Raw genomic sequence first — 21,755 nt, forward strand, 5'->3', positions numbered from 1 at the left:
GCGGTCACGCGGCCCGCTCCGGATCCTCGGTCTTGAAGTGATCGATCATCACCTTGGCGATCGCCATCAGCGGCAGCGCCAGCGCCAGCCCCCAGATGCCGAACACGACGCCGAGCAGGATCTGGAACGCGAACAGCGTGGCCGGCGGGATGTCGAGCGCCTGGCGCTGGATGATCGGCGTCAGCACGTAGCTTTCCAGCGCGTGCACGCCGAGGAACAGGATGAAGGCCGACAGCGCCGCGATCCATCCGGTCGCCAGACTCGCCAGCACCACGATCAGCCCGCCGAGGATCGCGCCGACGGTCGGAATGAAGGCGAGCAGGCCGGCCTGGATGCCGAGGATGAACGAGCTCGGAATGCCGATGATGGCAAGCCCGATCCAGGTGACGAGGAACACCGCCGTCATCGTGATGATCTGCGCGATCAGCCAGCGCTCCAGCGTCTCGCCGATGCGGTCGACGATGACGGTCGCCTGCGCGCGGTACTTCGCCGGCGCGATGAACAACAGCCCGGCGCGGTAGATGCTCGGCTGGGCCGCGAAGGCGAGCCCGAGAAACAGCACGATGAAGAAGTTGCCGACGACGCTGACTGTGCCGAGCAGCACCTTCAGCGTCTGGCTGATGATGGCGCCGCCGCTTGAGGCGAGCGCACCGGCGCCGGGGATGCCGTGGGACTGGGACGATGGGGGCGTCGTCGTTGTCGTCGTCACGGCGGTGCCTTCGCCCTTCGCCTCGCCCGCGGCATTGGTGAAATCGAGATAGCTGGTGTCGACCCCGTGCTGTTCGAGGAAGTCCTTGACGCTGCCGAGCTGTGATTTGATCGTGTTGCTCAGCACCGTGGCCTGCTGCGCGATCGTGGTGCCGCCGAGGAACACGATGCCGGACAGCAGCCCGGCCATCGCCAGGCAGACGATCGCAAGACGCAACGCGTGGGGCAGCTTGGTCAGCCGGCCGAGCAGGGTGGTCATGGCATTGAGGGCGACTCCGAGCAGCATGCCGGCGAACAGCAGGAACAGGGTCGCGGCAAAATGCCAGGCGAAGGTCAGCAGGGCAGCGAACAGCACCACGCCGATGCCGCCGACGGCGATCGCCCATGCCAAGTCGTTGCGGGCCTGCAGGCGATTGTCAGCCGAGTCTGTCACGGGTGATTCCCCCTTCGCGACGGTGTTTCGAGCAGTCTTTGGCGAAAACCGCGCCGGGATCAAGCTGGCGGGGCCATGCCGGTTCGCCGCTGACGCGCCGCGGCGCCCGGCGCGATCGGTGGGCATCTGGCCGGCTTTGGGTCCCGAGGGGTGCGAATCTGTGCAGGACTGCAAGCCCCCCTGTGCAGATATAGACAGTTGATCCAGCGGGAACTCGAAGGCATGATCGTCTCCGCAACGTCGCAAACTTAGAAGAATCATTGCGCGAGACTTCAATAATGAGACGGCCCGTGGTCGGCGTGATCGGAAACGCCCATCGCATCGAAAATCGTTTCACAGTCCAGATGGTCGGGGAGCGCAACCTTCGCGCGGTTGCCGAGGTGTCGGGCGCGGTGCCGCTGATGTTCGCCGGCAGCCCCGAAATCACCGAGGTCGGCGCCTTGCTCGACGTGGTCGATGGGGTGGTGCTGACCGGGGCCCGCGCCAATGTTCATCCGACCCGCTTCAATACCGAACCTTGCGCCGCCCACGAGCCCTACGACATCCACCGCGACGACGTTGCGCTGGCGCTGTCGGAAGCCTGCGTCGCGCGCGGTGTGCCGATCTTCGGCATCTGCCGCGGCCTGCAGGAGATGAACGTCGCCTTCGGCGGCTCGCTGCATCCGGAGATCCGCGAGATTCCGGGCCGCATGAACCACCGGATGCCGCGGCTGGAGAACGGCGAGATCCATCCTGACCCGACCGTTGTGTTCGCCGACCGTCATGACGTCGCGCTGACGCCGGGCGGCGCGTTCGCAAAAATCCTCGGCCGGGAGACCATTCGAGTCAATTCGCTGCACGGCCAGGGCATCCTCGAGCCCGGCAAGCGCGTCGTGATCGAGGGCATCGCCGAGGACGGCACCATCGAGGCGATCCGCATCGCCGATGCGCCGGGTTTTGCGCTGGGTGTGCAGTGGCACGCCGAATACGATCCGCAGCGCAATCCGATCAACCGCGCGCTGTTCGAAGCCTTCGGCGACGCGCTGCGCGAACGGCGGCGGGCGGCGTAGGACGGTTTCACCGCCTCCGTCCCTGTCCGTTAATCACGACGACGACGCGCTGTCGTCTTGCGAAAGCAAGGGACCCATGCTCCGCAGCGGTTGTTGTGGAGGGGCTCGTCATTGCAGCACTGCTCAACAATGACCATCGGTGGTTGGGTCCCTGCTTTCGCAGGGACGACACCGAATGTGTGGCGTCGTCTGTCCGTCGGGTCGGTTTGTGGCACCTCGGTTCGGGAAGCAATGAAAGACGTGGAGCTTTCCTTTGCCAATCCATGCGAGCCGAGCGGCAGGCGAGTGGATCGTCCACTCAGGGCGTCACGAACGCAAAGTGTGTTGTCCCCGCAACGTCACAAGAGTTCCGTTGAGCATCGTACCTGTTGGGGCTTCACTGTGTGGCAAATTCCCAGTCTAATAACGGCGGACCTGAGGCAAAGATTTTACCACCAAGACGTTCATTTAAGATCAGGTTCAAGAGGCCGCTGACCAGCGCCAGCGGCCTCTTCGTGTTGCTTCATTGATCGCAAAGTGCAGGTATCGGCCGTTGCCGCGTCGACGGCACGCAGGAAGCAGCACGTCACGGCATTAGCGCACTGACCATGGCCATGCCGGCGGTTGCGGTTTGCTGGTGGCGTGCGGCCGCGTCGGGGTTGGCGCCGGTTTGCGCGCCTGGGCAACATCGGTCGACGGCCGCGGACGCGGCAGTGGTATTTCCGGGGCTACCGTTGGCTGTTCGGGGCTTACCTTTGGCTGTTCGGGGCTCACCTTCGGCTCTGCGGCGTTGGCAATGACACCGGCCAGCTGGTCCTGGCTTGCGTTGAGCCGCTCGGTGACCGTCTCGCTTTCGCGAGCCATCTGATCCTGGGTCGCCTTGATCTGGTCGATGATATCTTTGCTGCGTGCCATTTCTGCTTGGCTCGCCTCGAGTTGGCTTGCGACATTTTTATGGTCGCGGACCAATTGTTCTTGCCTCACCTCAAGCTGTTCGACCGCTTGCCTCAAGGCAGCGAGATCGCGCGCCATCGGTTGAAGCTGCTGCGCCAAGTCGGAAGAAAGTGCGGCGGCAGTCGGCGCAACGTCTTTCGGCGCGGCGTCCTTCGGCGGGGTTTGCGCAGGAGGTGAGGAGTGGCCAGGGGAGGCCACCATCGCCGTATCGCTGGGTGACGACCACCACCAAGCAGCGCCACCAATGCATGCTGCCAGCACGGAACCGACAATGGCCAGGTGGCGCCAATCCGCCAATCGATGAACCGCTTCTAGCGGCGCGTGAAACGCTTTCTTGCCGGTCGGCGGGCCGGAAGGGCTGACTCCTGCTTCGCGCGCGAGGTTCGAAAGCTGCTCTTCCAAGCTCACGAGCCGCCCTTCCGCGACCCTGTCATTCAGCATGGAATCCATTTTGTGCTCCGTAGCAAATGCAAGGTCACCCGCCTTGAGAGCAGATCCGCTCTTCGGCGCGCTAACATTCAACGGGACCCAGATCGGTATTTGCAGCTTAAGCCTACGAGGGATGAGGATGCGGCCTGCACGTCACATCGTCTCTCTTTTTGTAAGCTCATCCTTCCTGAACTGTCCCGACGATTTTGGCCGAGATATTGTTCGTCCGCAATCGGGAACACCGCTTGCCACGGGGCGCTCGAGCTCGTGGATCGAGGTCCTGTTCGGCCGCCTCACGATGCGTCTCGCAGCCGAGGCACGTTACTTCGAGGTGTCGTAAGTCGGCGTTGAGAGCGTCGCCAAGCGCCGGCGAGGGCTGGGCTGGACCCTGAAACGCGGGAGTGTTCCATGTTTGGCGAGCGACCATGTCGGCATCCCGCCTGGCGCGTTCGGCCGACGGCTGACCACGGCGCCAAACATGTACTCCGGGGCCCTCCTGCAAATTCTCGGTATATTGAGTTGTGCTGCCGGCGAGATGTACCGCTGGTCGACAGGTCGCAGCTATACTTCCGGTATTGCGCGTGCGCCGGAATCGGCCTCCCTCCGTACTAATACGGATACGAAAGTGGCGGATTGCGGCGCCGGACTCGGCTAAGCAACAGGGATATTTGCTCCGGCGCCGACGCCCCTTTCCGAATACTGCTTTTCCTTTTCCACTTTCGGGTGCAGCCGACACGAGGGGTTGGTCGGGATGAATTTGTCGGGCCGTCTGGCGATGGGGATGTTGTTTCCCGTCGCCGCGCTCCTGCTCGCGCTGGGCTTCATCCATGGCGTGACCTGGCCGGGCGTTCTGCTCGCGGGTGGCGCGGTTGCGGTGGTATTGATGACGGCTGAGGTGATTGCGAGATCGCTGTCCAGGACGCCCGCCCAGCTGGTGCGGGCGGCGGAGGCGCTGTCGCGCGGCCAGCAGGTCTCGCTCGGCTCAAGCGATGACGGCGAGACCGCTCAGCTCGCGGCGACGCTTGCCGAATTGTCGGCGCAGCTGGGCAGCAGGCAGCACCTGCTGGAGAAGACCGTCGAGAGCATCCGCGATCCGGTGGTGGTCGCCGACGAGCACGGGATGATCGTGATCGTCAACGCCGCGGCGCGACGGCTGTACAGTGTCGAACCCGGTTTTGATACCCTGACCGGCGTTCGCACCTTCCAGAACTATTATGCCGACGGCACCACCGTGATGCCGATCCCGGACACGCCGATGGCGCGTGCGCTGCGCGGCGATGACGTCGACGATTTCGAGCTGATCGTCAAACCGCAACCGCCGCAACCGGCCGTCTTCCTTGTCGTCAACGCGCGGCCGCTGCGCGACGATACCGGCAATCTGCGGGGCGCGGTCGCCGTACTGCATGACGTCACCGCGCAGCGGCGGGCACACCAGGCGCTGGTCGAAAGCGAGCAGATGGCGCAGGCCATCGTCAGGACCGCGCTCGACGCCTTCGTCCAGACCGACCAGGACGGCGTCATTCTCGACTGGAGCCCGCAGGCCGAGGCGCTGACCGGCTGGACGCGCTCCGAGGCGGTCGGTTATCGGGTGGTCGAACTGGTGTTTCCGGAGGAGCTGCGCCTCGCGCACCGGCAGCGGATCACCCGCTTCCTGCAGGAGACCGCGGCCGGCGGCATGGGCATGCGCTTTGAAACGGCGTGCCTGCACCGCGACGGTCACCGGTTCTATGTCGAGGTGTCCCTCAACGCGCTGCGCCGCGGTGACGGCTGGATCATCAATTCCTTTGTCAGGGACGTCAGCCAGCGCCGGATCGCCGAGGAGCAGTTGATCCAGGCCCAGAAGTCGGAATCGCTGGGGCGGCTGACCGGCGGCATCGCGCACGACTTCAACAACATGCTGACCGTGATCACCGGCACGATCGAGATCCTTGCCGACGGCGTCAAGGACAACCCGCAACTCGCCGCGATCGCCAAGCTGATCAGCGATGCCGCCGATCGCGGCGCGCAGCTCACCTCGAGCCTCCTGGCATTCGCGCGCAAGCAACCGCTGCAGCCCGGCGAGACCGACGTCAACGACCTGGTCGGCGAGGTGGTCCGGCTGCTGTCGCAGACGCTCGGCTCGCAGACCGAGATCAGGACGGAGCTCGGCCGCAACGCCTGGCTCGCCTTCGTCGACCGCAGCCAGCTTGGTGCCGCGCTGGTCAATCTCGCCATCAATGCGCGCGATGCCATGCCCGACGGCGGCATGCTGAGCTTTGCGACCCGCAACATCCAGCTCGGGATTCCCGACGCCGTGGCGTGCGGCGTCGAGCGCGCCGGCGATCATCTCGTGATCGAGGTGACCGATACCGGCACCGGCATTTCGCCGACGCATCTAGAGAAGATCTTCGATCCGTTCTTTTCCACCAAGGAGGTCGGGCAGGGCGCCGGGCTTGGGCTCAGCATGGTGTTCGGCTTCGTCAAGCAAAGCGGCGGCGGTATCGAGGTCAAGAGCGAGCAGGGGCGCGGCACCATCTTCAGGATCTATCTGCCGAAGGCCGACGGCACCGCACAGCGCGCGGCGGAGGAGGACGATCTGCCCGTCAGGGGCGGCGACGAGACGATCCTGTGCGTCGAGGACGATCCTACGATCCGGGACTATGTCACGGGCCAGCTCGAAAGCCTCGGCTACCACGTTCTGGTTGCGGCGAACGCGGACGCCGCGCTCGAGATCGTCAAACGCGGCACCGCGTTCGACCTTCTGTTCACCGATATCGTGATGCCCGGCAGCATGAACGGCCGGCAATTGGCGGAGACGCTGATGGCCGGGCGCCCGGCACTGCGGGTGCTGTTCACCTCGGGCTACAGTGACGGCGTGCTGCCCGCGCAGCAGGGGCGTGGCGGCCACGGCATTCCGCTGCTGACCAAGCCCTATCGGCGCGGCGAGCTGGCGCGGATGCTGCGGCGCTGCCTTGATCTTCAGGTCGACTTTCAGGGCGATCCGGTTCCGCAGCCTTATTCCGTGCAGCCCGATCTCGAACGCTTCCTGCGCGAGAATCCGCCCGCGAAGACGTAGCCGCGGCGTGACCTGGATGCCAACGGGTCCGCAAGCGCGGCCCGATGATAAACTGCGCGAAACCCATCATCCCTGATGCGGCCGCTATTTGATGGGTTTCGCTTCGCTCTACCCATCCTACGCGCTAAGCTCCCGCGACAAAGGCGCGGCCGGTCAACGGCCCGATTTCAGGGAGTATGGAATGCAGGACCGCAAATGGTCGAGGCGCGACTGGCTCAAGGTGACGGCGGCCACCGCCGCCGGCATGGTATTCGCGGAGCCGCTGCACGCGGCGGCGCCGCCGGCGGAAGCCGTGACGCCGGAGCTGATCGCAGCCGCCAAGAAGGAAGGCAAGATCTCGTTCTACAGCGCGCTGGAGCTGAACACGGCCGAGCGTCTCGCGCGTGACTTCGAGCAGAAATATCCCGGGATCAGCGTCCGCGTCGAGCGCTCGGGCGCGGAGCGTATCTTCCAGCGCATCGCACAGGAGCAGGGCAGCGGCATCAACGCCGTCGACGTCGCCAATTCCACAGATCCCGCGCATTACCTCGACTGGAAGAAGAACGACTGGCTCGCGGCCTATGTGCCGGAGGACGTCGCCAGGCATTTTCCGGCCGACCAGATCGATCCCGACGGCACCTCGGCGACATCCTGCGCCTGGTTCGAGGTAATCGGCTACAACACCGAACAGGTGAAGCGCGAGGAGGCGCCGAAGAGCTACGCCGACCTGCTCGATCCCAAGTGGCGCGGCAAGATCGTCAAGGGCCACCCGAGCTATTCCGGCGCGATCATGACCGCGACCTTCGTGCTGGCGCGCGACCTCGGCTGGCCGTATTTGGAGAAGCTTTCGCAACAGCGCGTGATGCAGGTGCAGTCGGCGGCCGATCCGCCGAAGAAGATCCTGCTCGGCGAGCGTGCGGTGATGGCCGACGGCAACGACTATAACCTCGTGCTGGCCAAGGATCAGGGCAAGCCGGTCGAGGTGGTCTATCCCGCCGAGGGCGCGCCGCTGATCATCGTCCCGAGCGGCATCTTCAAGAACGCGCCGAACCCGAATGCGGCGCGGCTGTTCCAGAGCTATTTTTTCAGCGCCGAGACCCAGCAGATGTTGGCTGACGAATTCGCGCACCGCTCGTTCCACGCCAAGGTGAAGGAGAAGGCCGGTCACGTGCCGCTCGACAAACTGAAAATGCTCAAGGCCGATCCGGCCCAGGTGCAGGTGCAGTCGGAGGAGATCAAGGCGAGGTACGCGAAGCTGTTCCGGGTGTAGGTCAAGCTCCGTAGGATGGGTAGAGCGAAGCGAAACCCATCGCTTGTGCAGGGGGCGAGATGATGGGTTTCGCTGCGCTCTACCCATCCTACAGATCCAAGGCTACTAGCGTCATTGCGAGCGAAGCGAAGCAATCCATCTTTCCGGATACGCGGAGAGATGGATTGCTTCGTCGCTTCAGCGCAAAATTGCTTTGCAATTTTGTCGCGAGCTCCTCGCAATGACGCGGATAACGCTCGGACCGCCGGGCGGCGCAGTGAGGGGCTGCGGTCGGCTAACCTCCCACTTCCGCGCTGAGCATCGGCCCGAACAGCTCCCATCGCTCGCCCTTGAGTCGTCTGAGCTGCATCTGCTTGATCGGCGCGAAATCGATCGTGCTGGTGTTCATTGTGATGCCGGGCAGCAGGTTGGTGGTGCGGAAGGCCTTCAGGTTGGCGGCCTGCTTCATGACGTTGGCGCGCGTGAGATCGTCGCCGCACTGCTTAAGCACCTGAACCAGCGTCTGAGCCGCATTGTACCCTGTCATAATCAGGCTGTCGGCCCGATTGCCTTCGGGGAAATATTTGGAGAGATATTCGTCGAACGCCTTCATGCCGGGATCGTCCTTCCATTGCGGATCGAGCGGATCCATCAGGTAGGCCACCGAGATGATGCCTTGTGCGTTCTCGAAGCCGGCAGGCTGGATCACGGCGCCGAGCGAGGAACCTACCGAGTTGAGGATGTGCAGCGGTTTCCAGCCGATCTCGGCCGCCTTCTTGATGGCCTGCGCCGCGAATTTCGGTGTGGCGATGTCGACGAATACGTCGGCATTCATCGATTTCATCTTGACGATGTGCGTGTCGATCGTCGGCTCGGCCACCTCATAGGCATCCTCGATCACCATCATCGACGCCGCCTTGTCGCCGAGGCCGTCCTTCAGGCCCTTGAGATAGTCCTTTCCATAATCGTCGTTCTGGTAGAGGACCGCGATCCTGCCGTTCGGCTTTTCCTTCAATATGTGCTTGGCGTAGATCCGTCCCTCGCTCTGATAGCTGGGCTGCCAGCCCATGGTCCATGGGAAGCTTTGCGGATCGTTCCACTTGGTGGCACCGGTCTGAATGAACAGCTGCGGCACCTTCTTCACGTTCATGTATTTCTGAATCGCGCCGTTGGATGCCGTGCCGAGAGAGGCGAAGATCAGCAGGACCTCGTCGCCTTCGACCAGCTTGCGCGCCTGCTCGACCGTCTTCGGCGGACTGTAGCTGTCGTCATAGGAGATGAAGTTGATCTTGCGGCCATTGATGCCGCCCTCGGCGTTGATCTTGCGGAAATAGGCCGCCTGGGCCCGGCCGCTGGTGCCGTAGGCGGATGCCGGCCCGCTATACGGCATGATGTTGCCGATCTTGATTTCGGTATCGGTTGCGCCGGTGTCGTATTTCTTCTGTGCCAATGCGCTGCCAGCACAGACAGCGAGAATGGTGATGGCGGTCGAAAGCGCCGCCATTCGTCGAGCGACGAAAGACATCTCGTTTCTCCCCATGCAGAAAAATGAATGTGTGTTTTATCGGAAGCCGCTTTCGGGTCCTTGCCGGCAGTGAACACCCGAGCCCAGGCGTTGTCGATCCCGGAAACACAACCTTGTGTGCGGTTCGCATCACGTCATCAGGTTCGTCAGCGTTGCTGACCGTAGTCTTCCGGGCTTCCTGCGATCAGGCCGCGCGCATCGATCGCTGCGCGCGATAGGCCTGCGGCGACGTCAGCGTGAGCTTGCGGAAGGCTTTTCGAAAGCTGCTCTCGTCCTCATAGCCGGTGGCGCGGGCGATCGCCTTGATCGGCTGCGCCGTTGTTTCCAATAGCGTGCGGGCGTGCTCGACGCGGCGGCGCATGATGAAGGCCTGCGGCGGCTCGTGGGTCAGTTCGCGGAAGCGGCGGTTCAGCGTGCGTTCGCTGAGGCCGAGCGCGTGTGCGAGGCCGCGCACCGTGATCGGGGCCTTGCCGGTGCGGCGCACCAGCATGTCCGCCTTGATCAGCAGCGGATCCTGGCCGAGCATGTAGCCGAGCGGCATGAAGATCGCCTGGGTGCGCTGCGCGGTGTCGATCACCGCATAGTCGGCGCAAATTTTTGCGACCTCCGCGCCTTCGACAAGCTCGATCAGCCGCAGCAACAGATCGACCCACGACATCGGGCCGGCGGCGCAGACCAGGCGATCGGCCTGCGTGATCACGGCATCACCGGCGAGATCGACCTTGGGATGGCGGCGGCGCAGCTCGCTCTGCAGCCACCACGTGATGGTGGCGCGGCGGCCGTCGAGCAGGCCGGCATTGGCGAGCAGCAGCACGCCGCTGCAGAATGCACCGATCAGCCGGCCGCTGGCATGCTGCCGGCGCAGCCAGGCGCCAGCACGGTCATATTGCGGTTGCAGGCGCTCGGCGGTGAGATGATCGACCAGGCTGCCCGGCACGATGATCGCGTCGCACGCCGTCCGCCTGCCCACCGCACCATCGACGGCGAGCAACTTGCCGCCGCCGGCGCGCACCGCCTTGCCGTCGAGCGAGAGCGTCTGCCAGCTGAAGCGCGCCTTGCCGCCGCGCAGCTGCATCACGTGGTTGGCGAGGGTGAGGATGTCGGCGATGCCGGCGACCGCCGATTGCATGCAGCCTTCCAGCGCGAGGATCGCAAGCTTCATGGGACCTCCGGAATTTGCCGTCATGCTAGCCGATCAGCGCAATCGGGCGGTGGCAGATATTGCCCGATCTCTGTCCGATCGGCCACTGCCTGATTGTGCCGTGCCGGTCCATCTTCGCTGCGTTGTCACACCCTCAGCAATGGAGAGAGACCATGCCTTACGTCACCATTTCCACCGTCCGCGGCATCTTCGATGTCGCGCAGAAGCAGGCGCTGCTGGAGCGCGTCACCGATCTCATGGTCGAGATCGAGGGGCAGGGCAACCCGGACTTCCGCCGCAACGTCTGGGTCAAGATCGAGGAAGGCGAGCCGGCGAGCTGGTCGCTCGGCGGCATGATCCCGACGCCCGACATGATCGCCGGCAAATTCGGCGCGCTCGACGCCGGCGGACGGCGGCTCGCCAAGGCGAAGGTGTAACCGTCCTGCGTAGGATGGGTAGAGCGAAGCGAAACCCATCATCTCAAGGCTTGCACCGGTGCGATGGGTTTCGCTTCGCTCTACCCATCCTACGCACCGTTCTCACCCAAAAACAAAAGGCGCTTCCGGTGGAAGCGCCTTTCGCTTGTCGTCGGTGCCGTAAGATTTACAGCGAGTAGTACATCTCGAATTCCACCGGGTGCGGGGTCATTTCGAAACGCGCGACCTCGGTCATCTTCAGCTCGATATAGGCGTCGATGAAGTCGTCGTCGAACACGCCGCCGTTCTTGAGGAACGCGCGGTCCTTGTCGAGGCTCTCGAGCGCCTCGCGGAGCGAGCCGCAGACGGTCGGGATCTGCTTCAGCTCTTCCTTCGGCAGATCGTAGAGGTCCTTGTCCATCGCCGGACCCGGATCGATCTTGTTCTTGATGCCGTCAAGACCGGCCATCAGCATCGCGGCGAAGCCGAGATAGGGGTTGGCCATCGGGTCGGGGAAACGCACCTCGACGCGCTTGGCCTTCGGGTTCGCGGTGTAGGGGATGCGGCAGGCCGCCGAGCGGTTGCGCGCCGAGTAGGCGAGCAGCACGGGGGCTTCATAGCCCGGCACCAGACGTTTGTAGGAGTTGGTCGACGGGTTGGTGAAGGCGTTGATCGCCTTGGCGTGCTTGATGACGCCACCGATGTAGTGCAGGCAGGTCTCCGACAGGTCGGCGTATTTGTTGCCGGCGAAGGTCGGCTTGCCGTCCTTCCAGATGGACTGATGCACATGCATGCCCGAGCCGTTGTCGCCGTAGACCGGCTTCGGCATGAAGGTGGCGGTTTTGCCGTAGATGTGGGCGACCTGGTGGATGCAGTACTTGTAGATCTGCATATGGTCGGCCATCAGCGTCAGCGTGTCGAACTTCATGCCGAGCTCGTGCTGGGCCGAAGCGACTTCATGGTGGTGCTTCTCGACCTTGACGCCCATCTTGGCCATCGCGCCGAGCATCTCCGAGCGCATGTCCTGCACCGAGTCCTGTGGCGGCACGGGGAAGTAGCCGGCCTTGGTGCGGATGCGGTGGCCGAGGTTGCCGCCCTCATATTCGGTCGCCGAGTTGATCGGCAGCTCGGAGGAGTCGAGGCGGAAGCCGGTGTTGTATGGTTCGGCCGAATAGCGCACGTCGTCGAACACGAAGAACTCGGCCTCGGGGCCGACGAACACGGTGTCGCCCACGCCCATCGACTTCACCATCGCTTCGGCCTTCTTGGCGATGCCGCGGGGGTCGCGGTTGTAGGGCTCGCCGGTGGTCGGCTCGAGCACGTCGCACGTGATGACCATGGTGGTCTCGGCGAAGAACGGGTCGATCGTCGCGGTGACCGGGTCGGGCATCAGGCACATGTCGGATTCATTGATCGCCTTCCAGCCGGCGATCGACGAGCCGTCGAACATCGTTCCCTCGGCGAAGATGTCATCGTCGATCATGCTGACGTCGAAGGTGACGTGCTGCCACTTGCCGCGCGGATCGGTGAAGCGCAGGTCGACGTATTTGACGTCGTTGTCCTTGATCGATTTCAGGACGTCTTTGGCGGTCTTCATGAATACCCCTTATGGATGTGCGGGTCGGTTTCCAGCGGAGAGCGACGTTATTCCCGCTTTTGGCGAGTTCGTGTGACTACACAAACGAAATCAGGCTGCCGAAGCAGCCTTTTTTCTCTTTTGCCGTCAGAAAATCCGGATAGCACCGCCCTTAAATAGCGTCCAGCCCGGATTCGCCGGTCCGGATGCGGATGGCTTCCTCGATGTTGGAGACGAAAATCTTGCCGTCGCCGATCCGGCCAGTCTGCGCCGCGCGGCGGATCGCGTCGATCGCCTTCTCGACCAGGTCGTCGCCGATCACGATCTCGATCTTCACCTTGGGCAGGAAGTCGACGATGTATTCCGCACCGCGATAGAGTTCGGCATGGCCCTTCTGGCGGCCAAATCCCTTGGCCTCGGTGACGGTGATGCCTTGCAGTCCGACTTCCTGGAGCGCTTCTTTCACCTCGTCGAGCTTGAAGGGCTTGATGATGGCTTCAATCTTCTTCACTGAGCGCCTCCCGGGCATTGCAGATTGCAGGGTCGAGTTCGATGCGCGTGGGGCGCAGTCTGGTTGGTCTTAAGGCTTCCGGCCGGTGGCCGGAAACACGCGCAATGGTCGCATGAAGCGGCCTTGCGCGCGGCTTCCTCAAAAGCAGGGTCTATGCCAAGTTGTTAAGGTCCCCGATTTCAGAATGTTATCAGCCTTTTAACAGGCAATCGGCTGATATCGAACCACATGGGCTATGATATCCAAGCCTAACAAATAGGCAAATAGATCAATCCGTATGCAGTCGGCCAGTAGAAACCCCACGAACGTCACAGGAATTGCCTCTCGAAAAGGCGAAGCGATTGAGGATTCGGCATGGACGTTCTGACCACGACCGAGATGGAGCGCGCTGACCGGCTGACCATCGCAGCCGGAACGCCGGGCTTTGCGCTGATGATGAGCGCGGGCCAGGCCGTCGCGGAAGCCGCGATGGACCTGGTCGAGGAGGGGCCGATCGTGGTGGTCGCCGGCCGCGGCAACAATGGCGGCGACGGCTTTGTCGCTGCCGCCGAGCTTGCCGCGCGCGGCCGCGAGGTCTCGGTGATCCTGCTCTGCGAGCGCGACAGCCTGCAGGGCGACGCGGCGCTGGCGGCGAAGGGCTGGAAATATCCGGTGCTGCCGTTCAACCCGCAGGCGCTCGGCAAGCCGGCGCTGATCGTCGACGCGCTGTTCGGTGCCGGCCTCAACCGGCCGGTAAAGGGCGATCCGCTGGAGATGATCGCGGCGATCAATGCCAACGGTACGCCGGTGCTGGCGGTCGACCTGCCGAGCGGCATCAACGGCACATCGGGCGCGGTGATGGGCACGGCCGTGCAGGCCACCGAGACCGTCACCTTCTTCCGCAAGAAGCCCGCGCATCTGTTGCTGCCGGGCCGGATGTATTGCGGCCGGGTGCGCGTCGCCGACATCGGTATCGCCGCGCAGGTGCTCGACGAGATCAAGCCGCTGACCGCGGAGAATGCGCCGGAGGCCTGGCGATGGTCGTTTCCGGTACCGCGGATCGACGGCCACAAATACGCGCGGGGGCACGCCGTCGTGGTGTCGGGCGATCTCGCCTCGACCGGGGCGGCACGGCTCGCCGCGCGCGCCGCGCTGCGCGCCGGCGCCGGCCTCGTGACGCTGGCCTCGCCGCGCGATGCGCTTGCCGTCAACGCTGCGGCGCTGACCGCGGTGATGGTGCGCGCGGTCGACAACCCGATCCAGTTCGCCGAGTTGCTTGGCGACAAGCGCCTCAATGCCTGCGTGATCGGTCCTGGCGCTGGGGTCAGCGCGCGGACCCGTGACTTCGTCCACACCGCGCTGTCGGCGCAGCGGCATCTGGTGCTCGACGCCGATGCACTGACCAGCTTTGCCGGCGCGCCGGACCGGCTGTTCGAGGCGATCAAGTCAAGCGCCGGTCAGCAGGTGGTGCTGACGCCGCATGAGGGCGAGTTTCCGCGGCTGTTCAGCGATATTTCCAACAAGCATCCCGGCCGCTCCAAGCTCGAGCGCGTGCGCGCGGCGGCCGAGCGCTCCGGCGCGGTGGTGCTGCTGAAAGGCGCCGACACGGTGATCGCGTCTCCCGACGGCCGCGCCACTGTCGCCGCCAACGCGCCGCCGTGGCTCGCCACCGCCGGCGCCGGCGACGTGCTGTCGGGCATCATCGCGGGTTTCCTGGCCCAGGGCGTCGCGGCCTTCGAGGCGGCCAGCATCGGCGTCTGGATGCACGGCGAGAGCGCGAGCGAGGCGGGCCCCGGCCTGATCGCGGAAGATCTCACCGAAGTGCTGCCCGCCGTGTTCCGCCGTCTCTATGACGAGTTCGGGATTGAGTATTAGGCGGCTCGTGCTGGCCGACATGGATGTTGCCGCGCGCGTGCATCGCGCGGCATTCGATCAGGCGCTGCCGCGGCTCGCCGGCCTGCACACGCCCGGCATTGATCGGATGATCTGAACAACTGGTTAGATATTTGCGTTTCTGCGATCGATCCGGCTGGCCTATACGATTCAAAACCGTCGCCTCTCGCCCGGAACAGCCAGATGAATGCACCGACCAGCCTGCTTTCGACCGCCTCACGGACCGCCGCCGCTCCGGCTCACGGGAGCGTCGACCCCGCGTCCTATCGCGCGGCGATGCGCCACCACGCCGGTGCGGTGACGATCCTGTCGGCGGGCGGCCCGGGCGACAGAACGGGGATGACGGCGACGTCGGTCTGTTCGCTGTCGGACACGCCGCCGCGGCTGATCGCCTGCGTCAACCTCTCGGCGAGCGCGCATGGCCTGATCCGGCGCACCGCCGCGTTCGGCGTCAACATGCTGCACGCCGACCAGGCCGAACTGGCCAACGTGTTCGCCGGCCGCCGCGGCATCGAGCGGGACGATCGCTTTTCCGACGCCGACGGCTGGCTGTCGCTGGCCGCGGGCGCGCCGATCCTTAAGGATGCGCTGATCGGGCTCGACTGCGAGCTGATCGACGAGCATGCGCACGACACGCATTCGATCTTCGTCGGCGCGGTCCGCGCGATGCATCTGCGTGAGGGGGAGACGCCGCTGATCTATTTTGGTGGCGCGTTCTGCGGGTTGGCCCGGCGGACCTAAGGGCGCGGCTTGAGGAATTTGTGAATCACTGATGTCAGCGCGCCGGCGGCCGGCGAGAACGATTGTCCGCGCAGCGAGACGATGCAGACCGTGCGCTCCAGCACAGGATTGACAATCGGCAGCGCCTGCATCGTCTTCCTGACCGGCCGCGGCAAGGCGACCTTCGGCAGGATGCCGACGCCGAGGCCGGCGCCGGCCAACGCGGCCAGCGTATAGCTGTGTTCGACCTCGAACTTGATCTTCATTTGCAGATTGCGCGTGGCGAGCGCACGCTCCAGCATCGAGCGCAGCGCCGCCGATTTTGAGTTCAGCAGGATCGGATAGGCGGACAGTTCGGTGAGGTCGACCGCGCTGCGCTTGCGAAACGGAAACGCTCTTGTCGCCAACGCATAGATCGGGTCGTTGAACAGCGGCGCGAACTGAAACTCGGTCGAGCCGTCCATCTCCGGCCCGATGCCGAAATCCGCCTCGCGCCGGCGCAGGCAGTCCAGCATGTCCTCGGCCGCAAGCTCGCGCAGATTGATGTTGATGCCGGGATAGCTCGCCTGGAAGGCGTGCAGCGCCTGCGGCAGGATGGTCGCGGCAATGGTCGGGACGCAGGCCAGCGACAGCGTGCCGCGCTGGATGTCGATGACCTCACGGATCTCGCGCAGGCCGTTCTCCCATTCGCCGAGCGCGCGCCGCGCATGCGTCAGCAGTTGCAGTCCCTCCGCGGTCAGCTCGACGCGTCGCGTCGTGCGATGAAACAGCGCGGCGCCGACCTGATCCTCCAGCAGCTTGATCTGCATGCTGACCGCGGATTGCGAGCGGTTGAGCTGCTCGGAGGCCTGGCGAAAGCTCTTGTTCTCCGCGACCGCGATGAACATGTGCAGCAGCTTGAAATTGATCTGCGACATCGTTTTGCCCTGCAGACGATTGTCCCGGAGAACTGAACAGTTCTTAAGATAATCTCGTTAGAAAGATCAGTGTCGGACATCTAGCATGATTGTTGTTGGCCGTGGGAGACGATCCTGCGGCGCGATGCAGAAAAGATGCTCCAGAAAAGACGCTCCGATGTCCTTCACCGTCACCAAGCCGCGCACGCGCCGCGTCCAGCGTTCCGAACTCGCGGTTCCCGCGACCTCGACCCATTTCTTCGAACGCGCAGCGAGTAGCGCGGCCGATTTCATTTTCCTCGATCTGGAGGACGCGGTTGCGCCGCCGCGAAAACCCGAGGCGCGCGAGATCGCGATCGAGGCGCTGAACCGGATCGACTGGGGCAACAAGACGCTGGCGGTGCGGATCAACGGGCTCGACACCGAATGGGCGCATCGCGACGTCATCGAGATCGTCAGCCGCGCGCCGCGCCTCGACCTCGTCATGGTGCCGAAGGTTGGCACCGCGTTCGACGTCCGTTTCGTCGACGCGCTGCTGGCGGGGCTCGAGCGCGAGTTCCCGCGCGCAAGGCCGCTGGGCATCGAGATCCTGATCGAGACCACGCTTGGGCTCGCCAATGTCGAGGACATCGTGCAGGCGTCGGAACGGCTGGAAGCGGTCATCTTCGGCATCGGCGATTACTCGATCGACCTGCGTACCTGCGGCGAGATCATCGGCGCCTCCGATCCGCGCTATGCCGTGCTCACCGATGCGGTCGAGGGCGGCGCGCGCCGCATGCACTGGAACGACCAGTGGCACTTCGCGCTCGCCCGCATCGCCAATGCCTGCCGCGCCCACGGCCTGCGTGCGATCGACGGCCCCTATGCCAATTTCGGCGATGCCGCAGGCTTTCGCGCCAGTGCGGCGCGGGCGGCCGCGCTTGGCTTCGAGGGCAAATGGGCGATCCATCCCTCGCAGCTCGAGACCGCCAACGAGGTGTTCTCGCCGACCGCACGCGAGATCGGCTGGGCGCGCGAGATCACCGCCAAGATCCAGTCCGCCAGCGCCGGCGGCGACGGCGCCTTCGGGCAGGACGGCGTGCTGATCGATCTTGCGGTGCTCAAGCGCGCGCAGGCGATCATCGAGCGCCATGACGCAATTCAGGCGGCAGGCAGACAAGGAGTGCGGGATGTCGCATGAGCCACCGCTCTCCGGAATTCGCGTGCTCGACATCGCGACCTTCGTGGCGGCGCCGTTCTGCGGGACGGTGCTGTCCGATTTCGGCGCCGAGGTGATCAAGATCGAGCAGCCGGGCACAGGCGATCCCTTGCGCCGGTTCGGCACCCCGAGCGACTGCGGCGACACCTATGTCTGGCTCAGCGAGGCCCGCAACAAGAAGTCGGTGACGCTCGATCTGCGCACCGAGCAAGGTGCCGCGCTGTTTCGCGAGCTGGTCCGCCAATCCGACGTGGTGCTGGAGAACTTCCGGCCGGGCACGCTGGAAAAATGGAGGCTCGGCTTCGAGGCGCTGCGCGAGATCAACCCAAGACTCGTGATGCTACGCATCAGCGCCTATGGGCAGGACGGCCCGCTGCGCGACAAGCCGGGCTTTGCCCGGATCGCGCACGGCTTCAGCGGGCTCGCTTATCTTGCCGGCGAGGCGGGACGCCAACCCGTGATGCCGGGATCGACCTCGCTCGCCGATTACATTTCCGGGCTATGGGGCGCGCTCGGCGTGCTGCTGGCGCTGCGCCATGCCGAAGCCACCGGACACGGGCAGGTGGTCGATATCGGGCTTTATGAATCGGTGTTTCGGCTGCTCGACGAGATGGCGACCGTGTTCGCCAAGACCGGCTTCGTCCGCGAACGCCTCGGTGCCGACACCGTCAATGTCGTGCCGCACAGCCATTACCAGACCGCCGACGGCAAATGGGTGGCGCTGGCCTGTTCGAGCGACAAGATGTTCGAGCGCCTGGCGCAGGCGATGCAGCGCCCCGAACTCGCGACCGACCCGCGCTATGCGGCCATGGCCGGCCGCCTGGCGCGGCGCGAGGAGGTCAACGGGATGGTCGCCGACTGGATCGGCTCCAAGCCGCTGGAGACGGCGCTTGCCGAATGCGAGCGCTACGACGTGCCCTGCGGGCCGATCTACAGCATCAGTGACATCTTCGCCGACCCGCAATACCGCGCCCGCGGCAACATCGCCGAGGTGCCCTCGCGCGCCGGGCCGATTGCGGTGCCGAGCGCGATCCCAAAAATGTCGCGCACGCCGCCGCAGTTCAAGCATGCCGGCGTCGCGCTCGGCGCGCACACCGACGAAGTCCTGACCTCACTTGCCGGCGCAACCGCGGCGGCGCTCGCCGCGCTGCGCAGCGACGGGGTGATCTGACATGCCCCAATTCTCCCGCGGCCACGAAGGAACCACGCCATGACCAGGCAGATGAAATTGATCGGCTTCCTGCAGGCCCAGAATTGCTCGAACTATCCCGCCTCCTGGCGCCATCCGGACTCGAAGCCGAACTGGTTCTCGCGCGACTATTATCAGGAGATCGGGCGCACGCTGGAGCACGGCAAGTTTCATCTCGCCTTCTTCGACGACCGGCTCGCGATCCCCGATCGCTTCGGCGACGATTTCCGCGAGACCATCCGCCACGGCGTGCGCGCGGCGAAGCTCGATCCGGTCTCGGTTGCGCTCACGATGGGATTGGCGACCGAGCGGCTTGGCATCGGCGTGACCTATTCGACCACCTATTACGAGCCGTTCCACGTCGCGCGGGTGTTCGCGACGATGGACCTGCTGCTGAACGGCCGCGCCGCCTGGAACGTGGTGACCTCGCTGAACGACTCCGAGGCGGCGAATTTCGGCGCCTCGCAGCACCTCAGCCATGATCTGCGCTACGACCGGGCCGACGAGTTCATGGAGGTCGTGCTCGGCCACTGGAACAGCTGGGAGGACGGCGCCGTCAGCTTCGACCGCGAGAGCGGGCTATTCGCCGACCCGGCCAAGGTGCACCGGCTCGACCATCACGGCCAGTTCTTCCGCTCGCGGGGCCCGTTCACGGTGCCGCGCTCGCCGCAGGGCCATCCGGTGATCATTCAGGCCGGCCAGAGCGGCCGCGGCAAGACCTTCGCGGCGCGCTGGGGCGAACTGATCTTCGTGATCTATCCCAATCTCGACATCGCGAAGAAGCAGTATGCGGACTTGAAGGGGACGCTGGCCAAGACGGGCAGGGACATCAGCATCGCGCCGGCGGTCTATCCAGTCGTCGCCGAGACCCAGGCCGAGGCCGAGGACAAGTTCGCGGCGATCAACCGGCTCGCCAAGCCGATCGATGCGCTGACGCTGTTGTCTGAGGTGTTGAACTACGATTTCGCGGCCAAGCCGATGGACGAGCCGTTTACATCGGACGAGCTGGCATCGATCAGCGGATTGCAGGCGATCCGCGACCGCGTGATGAATCTCTGCGGCAAGCCCAATCCGACACCGCGCGATTTCGTGCAGTTCAGCGGCAGGGGAACGCTCGCCGAACTGCCGACCTTCGTCGGCTCGCCCAAGGCGGTCGCCGATCAGATGGAGCGCTGGTTCTGCGAAGGCGGCTGCGACGGCTTTGTCGTGGCGGCCACCCATGTGCCCGGCACCTATCAGGACTTCGTGCGCCTCGTCGTGCCCGAGCTGCAACGCCGTGGCCTGTTCCAGCGCGAGTATCAGGGCGACACCTTGCGCGAGAATCTCGGCCTGCCGCGGCCGCAGGCCGTGCATGCCGGCGTAGCCGACGAGGAGGCGCGCGTCTCGACCGGATGAGGTCGGGACAGAACGCCGGCGCAGACAACGATCAAAACAAAATCAAAATCAGGGAGGCTGAAGTGACCAAGGGCGTTAACGCGGGGGGCCGGCTCGATAGATTGCCGATCGCCGGATTTCACTACCGGATATTCGCGCTGATCGGAGCCGGGCTGTTCGTCGACGGCTTCGAGATCTTCCTCGCCGGCAGCATTCTCGGCGCACTGGTTCAGTCCGGCTATTCGGACCTCGCCCAGAATGCGCGCTTCATCTCGGCGACCTTTGTCGGGATGCTGATCGGCGCCTGGCTGGCGGGCGTCGCCGGCGACCGCTTTGGCCGTAAGTTCGCTTACCAGGCCAATCTCCTGATCTTCGGCCTCAGCGCGCTGGCGGCAACGCTCGCGCCGTCGATGAACTGGCTGATCGGGGCCCGCTTCGTGATGGGCCTCGGGCTCGGCGCCGAGATCGTCGTCGGCTATGTCGTGCTCAGCGAATTCATCCCGCCGCAGCAGCGCGGCCGCTGGGGCGCGGCGCTCGCGACCTGCACCAATGGTGCGTTGTTCGTCGCGACCCTGGTCGGCTGGGTCGTCATTCCGCATCTCGGCTGGCGCTGGATGTTCGCGCTGTGCGGCGTCGGCGCGATGATCGTCTGGTTCCTGCGGCGCTCGCTGCCGGAATCGCCGCGCTGGCTCGAGACGCAGGGCAAGAGCGCCGAGGCGGAGGCCGTGCTGACGGCGATCGAGCAGGAGGTCGGCAAGGGCCGGACCCTGGCGACCCCGGCCTATCAGCCGGCCCCGGTGCAGCCGGACGTTCGCTTCACGCGCCTGTTCTCGCGCGCACTGATCGCGCGGACCATCGTCGGCTGCCTGATCCTGATCGGGCTCAACACCGCGGTCTACGGCTTCATCGCCTGGATCCCGACCTTCTTCGTCAAGCAGGGCATCAACCTGTCGTCATCGCTCGGCTACACCATGCTGATGACGCTCGGCAGCCCGCTCGGCACGCTGTCGGGAATGTGGATCGGCGAGAAGATCGACCGCAAGCCGTCGCTGATCGTGCTGTCGCTCGCGGCTGCCGGGCTCGGACTGATCTATCCGATGTTCATCAACCCGGTCGCCTTCGTCGTGATCGGCTTCCTCCTGGTCTTCACGGTGGCGGTGATGCTGGCGCTGGCCTGGGGGCTCTACATCCCCGAACTGTTCCCGACCGAGCTCAGGATGCGCGGCTCCGGCATCTGCAACACCGCCGGTCGCCTGATGTCGATCGTGACGCCGTTCATCGTGGTCGAGCTGTTCACAAGGTTCGGTGTCACCGGCGTCGTCTCTGTGGTGGCCGGGCTCCTGGTGGTGCAGGCGGTCGCGGTCGCGGTGCTCGGCATCGAGACCCGCAAGCGTCCGCTGGAGGCATTGCGGCCGGAGGCGATGGACGGCGAAGCGTCATCCGCGGAGGTGCGCGGCAAGCTGCAACCGAGCCCCGGCGGGATTGCCGGAGGCGGGGAGTAG

At 64.8% G+C, this 21,755-nt stretch carries 18 protein-coding genes; 11 read left to right on the plus strand and 7 right to left on the minus strand.

Features of this window, described 5'->3' with window-relative positions; translation table 11 throughout:
- Window positions 1–4: 4 nt before the first annotated feature.
- On the minus strand, window positions 5–1,141 hold the full coding sequence (locus tag J2R78_RS34870) for an AI-2E family transporter (protein ID WP_253608431.1): 1,137 nt from the start codon (window positions 1,139–1,141) through the stop codon (window positions 5–7).
- Window positions 1,142–1,419: 278 nt separating this feature from the next.
- Here J2R78_RS34870 and J2R78_RS34875 point away from each other — a divergent pair, with 278 nt between their 5' ends.
- Entirely contained in the window at window positions 1,420–2,190 is a 771-nt protein-coding gene (locus tag J2R78_RS34875; RefSeq protein ID WP_021079122.1) for a gamma-glutamyl-gamma-aminobutyrate hydrolase family protein, read from the plus strand.
- Window positions 2,191–2,763: 573 nt separating this feature from the next.
- On the opposite strand, the gene J2R78_RS34880 is transcribed toward J2R78_RS34875, so the two are convergent.
- Window positions 2,764–3,573: a hypothetical protein gene (locus J2R78_RS34880; protein WP_229192711.1), complete on the minus strand. Its 810-nt coding sequence runs from the start codon at window positions 3,571–3,573 to the stop codon at window positions 2,764–2,766.
- 760 nt (window positions 3,574–4,333) lie between these two features.
- On the opposite strand from J2R78_RS34880, the gene J2R78_RS34885 reads away from it, so the two are divergent.
- Window positions 4,334–6,607, plus strand: coding sequence for a PAS domain S-box protein (locus tag J2R78_RS34885; RefSeq protein WP_253636033.1), 2,274 nt, complete (start codon window positions 4,334–4,336; stop codon window positions 6,605–6,607).
- 181 nt (window positions 6,608–6,788) lie between these two features.
- Entirely contained in the window at window positions 6,789–7,856 is a 1,068-nt protein-coding gene (locus tag J2R78_RS34890; protein WP_253608433.1) for an ABC transporter substrate-binding protein, read from the plus strand.
- A gap of 274 nt (window positions 7,857–8,130) precedes the next feature.
- Here J2R78_RS34890 and J2R78_RS34895 read toward each other — a convergent pair whose 3' ends face one another.
- Together J2R78_RS34895 and J2R78_RS34900 are read right to left on the minus strand one after the other, a co-directional pair.
- On the minus strand, window positions 8,131–9,360 hold the full coding sequence (locus J2R78_RS34895; protein WP_253608434.1) for an ABC transporter substrate-binding protein: 1,230 nt from the start codon (window positions 9,358–9,360) through the stop codon (window positions 8,131–8,133).
- Window positions 9,361–9,544: 184 nt separating this feature from the next.
- Entirely contained in the window at window positions 9,545–10,522 is a 978-nt protein-coding gene (locus J2R78_RS34900; protein WP_253608435.1) for a GlxA family transcriptional regulator, read from the minus strand.
- 152 nt (window positions 10,523–10,674) lie between these two features.
- On the opposite strand from J2R78_RS34900, the gene J2R78_RS34905 reads away from it, so the two are divergent.
- Entirely contained in the window at window positions 10,675–10,938 is a 264-nt protein-coding gene (locus J2R78_RS34905) for a tautomerase family protein (protein ID WP_168855915.1), read from the plus strand.
- Between the two features lie 166 nt (window positions 10,939–11,104).
- Here the strand turns inward: J2R78_RS34905 and glnA are convergent, their stop codons facing one another.
- Both glnA and J2R78_RS34915 read right to left on the minus strand, forming a co-directional pair.
- Complete coding sequence (glnA, locus tag J2R78_RS34910) at window positions 11,105–12,514, minus strand: type I glutamate--ammonia ligase (RefSeq protein WP_028333940.1); 1,410 nt, start codon at window positions 12,512–12,514, stop codon at window positions 11,105–11,107.
- A gap of 151 nt (window positions 12,515–12,665) precedes the next feature.
- Window positions 12,666–13,004, minus strand: a complete 339-nt coding sequence (locus J2R78_RS34915) for a P-II family nitrogen regulator (protein ID WP_011441447.1) — start codon at window positions 13,002–13,004, stop codon at window positions 12,666–12,668.
- Window positions 13,005–13,358: 354 nt separating this feature from the next.
- Between J2R78_RS34915 and J2R78_RS34920 the strand changes: the two genes are divergently transcribed.
- The 3 genes from J2R78_RS34920 (at window position 13,359) to J2R78_RS34930 (ending at window position 15,617) form a co-directional block, all read left to right on the plus strand.
- Window positions 13,359–14,858: an NAD(P)H-hydrate dehydratase gene (locus tag J2R78_RS34920; RefSeq protein WP_253608436.1), complete on the plus strand. Its 1,500-nt coding sequence runs from the start codon at window positions 13,359–13,361 to the stop codon at window positions 14,856–14,858.
- A complete protein-coding gene (locus J2R78_RS34925; protein ID WP_309145028.1) occupies window positions 14,848–14,973 on the plus strand; it encodes a hypothetical protein in 126 nt (41 codons plus the stop codon). Before J2R78_RS34920 ends, J2R78_RS34925 begins: the two co-directional genes overlap by 11 nt.
- Before the next feature lie 86 nt (window positions 14,974–15,059).
- On the plus strand, window positions 15,060–15,617 hold the full coding sequence (locus J2R78_RS34930) for a flavin reductase family protein (protein WP_253608437.1): 558 nt from the start codon (window positions 15,060–15,062) through the stop codon (window positions 15,615–15,617).
- Here the strand turns inward: J2R78_RS34930 and J2R78_RS34935 are convergent.
- Complete coding sequence (locus J2R78_RS34935) at window positions 15,614–16,513, minus strand: LysR family transcriptional regulator (RefSeq protein ID WP_253608438.1); 900 nt, start codon at window positions 16,511–16,513, stop codon at window positions 15,614–15,616. The genes J2R78_RS34930 and J2R78_RS34935 overlap by 4 nt on opposite strands.
- A gap of 157 nt (window positions 16,514–16,670) precedes the next feature.
- Between J2R78_RS34935 and J2R78_RS34940 the strand changes: the two genes are divergently transcribed.
- From J2R78_RS34940 to J2R78_RS34955, 4 genes are all read left to right on the plus strand, one after another.
- Entirely contained in the window at window positions 16,671–17,672 is a 1,002-nt protein-coding gene (locus tag J2R78_RS34940) for a CoA ester lyase (RefSeq protein WP_253608439.1), read from the plus strand.
- Window positions 17,662–18,861: a CaiB/BaiF CoA-transferase family protein gene (locus tag J2R78_RS34945; RefSeq protein WP_253608440.1), complete on the plus strand. Its 1,200-nt coding sequence runs from the start codon at window positions 17,662–17,664 to the stop codon at window positions 18,859–18,861. Before J2R78_RS34940 ends, J2R78_RS34945 begins: the two co-directional genes overlap by 11 nt.
- 39 nt (window positions 18,862–18,900) lie before the next feature.
- Window positions 18,901–20,274 (plus strand): LLM class flavin-dependent oxidoreductase, encoded by a 1,374-nt coding sequence (locus J2R78_RS34950; RefSeq protein ID WP_253608441.1) that lies wholly within the window; start codon window positions 18,901–18,903, stop codon window positions 20,272–20,274.
- A 62-nt stretch (window positions 20,275–20,336) separates the two neighbouring features.
- Window positions 20,337–21,755, plus strand: a complete 1,419-nt coding sequence (locus tag J2R78_RS34955; protein WP_253608442.1) for an MFS transporter — start codon at window positions 20,337–20,339, stop codon at window positions 21,753–21,755.

The organism is Bradyrhizobium sp. USDA 4538 (assembly GCF_024171045.1).
Classification (GTDB): domain Bacteria; phylum Pseudomonadota; class Alphaproteobacteria; order Rhizobiales; family Xanthobacteraceae; genus Bradyrhizobium; species Bradyrhizobium australafricanum.

Bases quoted from the DNA above. Each gene is read 5' to 3' on its own strand.
- J2R78_RS34875 (WP_021079122.1), top strand. From the start codon at position 1,420: ATGAGACGGCCCGTGGTCGGCGTGATCGGAAACGCCCATCGCATCGAA.
- J2R78_RS34880 (WP_229192711.1), bottom strand. From the start codon at position 3,573: ATGGATTCCATGCTGAATGACAGGGTCGCGGAAGGGCGGCTCGTGAGC.
- J2R78_RS34885 (WP_253636033.1), top strand. From the start codon at position 4,334: ATGTTGTTTCCCGTCGCCGCGCTCCTGCTCGCGCTGGGCTTCATCCAT.
- J2R78_RS34890 (WP_253608433.1), top strand. From the start codon at position 6,789: ATGCAGGACCGCAAATGGTCGAGGCGCGACTGGCTCAAGGTGACGGCG.
- J2R78_RS34895 (WP_253608434.1), bottom strand. From the start codon at position 9,360: ATGTCTTTCGTCGCTCGACGAATGGCGGCGCTTTCGACCGCCATCACC.
- J2R78_RS34900 (WP_253608435.1), bottom strand. From the start codon at position 10,522: ATGAAGCTTGCGATCCTCGCGCTGGAAGGCTGCATGCAATCGGCGGTC.
- J2R78_RS34905 (WP_168855915.1), top strand. From the start codon at position 10,675: ATGCCTTACGTCACCATTTCCACCGTCCGCGGCATCTTCGATGTCGCG.
- glnA (WP_028333940.1), bottom strand. From the start codon at position 12,514: ATGAAGACCGCCAAAGACGTCCTGAAATCGATCAAGGACAACGACGTC.
- J2R78_RS34920 (WP_253608436.1), top strand. From the start codon at position 13,359: ATGGACGTTCTGACCACGACCGAGATGGAGCGCGCTGACCGGCTGACC.
- J2R78_RS34930 (WP_253608437.1), top strand. From the start codon at position 15,060: ATGAATGCACCGACCAGCCTGCTTTCGACCGCCTCACGGACCGCCGCC.
- J2R78_RS34935 (WP_253608438.1), bottom strand. From the start codon at position 16,513: ATGTCGCAGATCAATTTCAAGCTGCTGCACATGTTCATCGCGGTCGCG.
- J2R78_RS34940 (WP_253608439.1), top strand. From the start codon at position 16,671: ATGTCCTTCACCGTCACCAAGCCGCGCACGCGCCGCGTCCAGCGTTCC.
- J2R78_RS34945 (WP_253608440.1), top strand. From the start codon at position 17,662: ATGTCGCATGAGCCACCGCTCTCCGGAATTCGCGTGCTCGACATCGCG.
- J2R78_RS34950 (WP_253608441.1), top strand. From the start codon at position 18,901: ATGACCAGGCAGATGAAATTGATCGGCTTCCTGCAGGCCCAGAATTGC.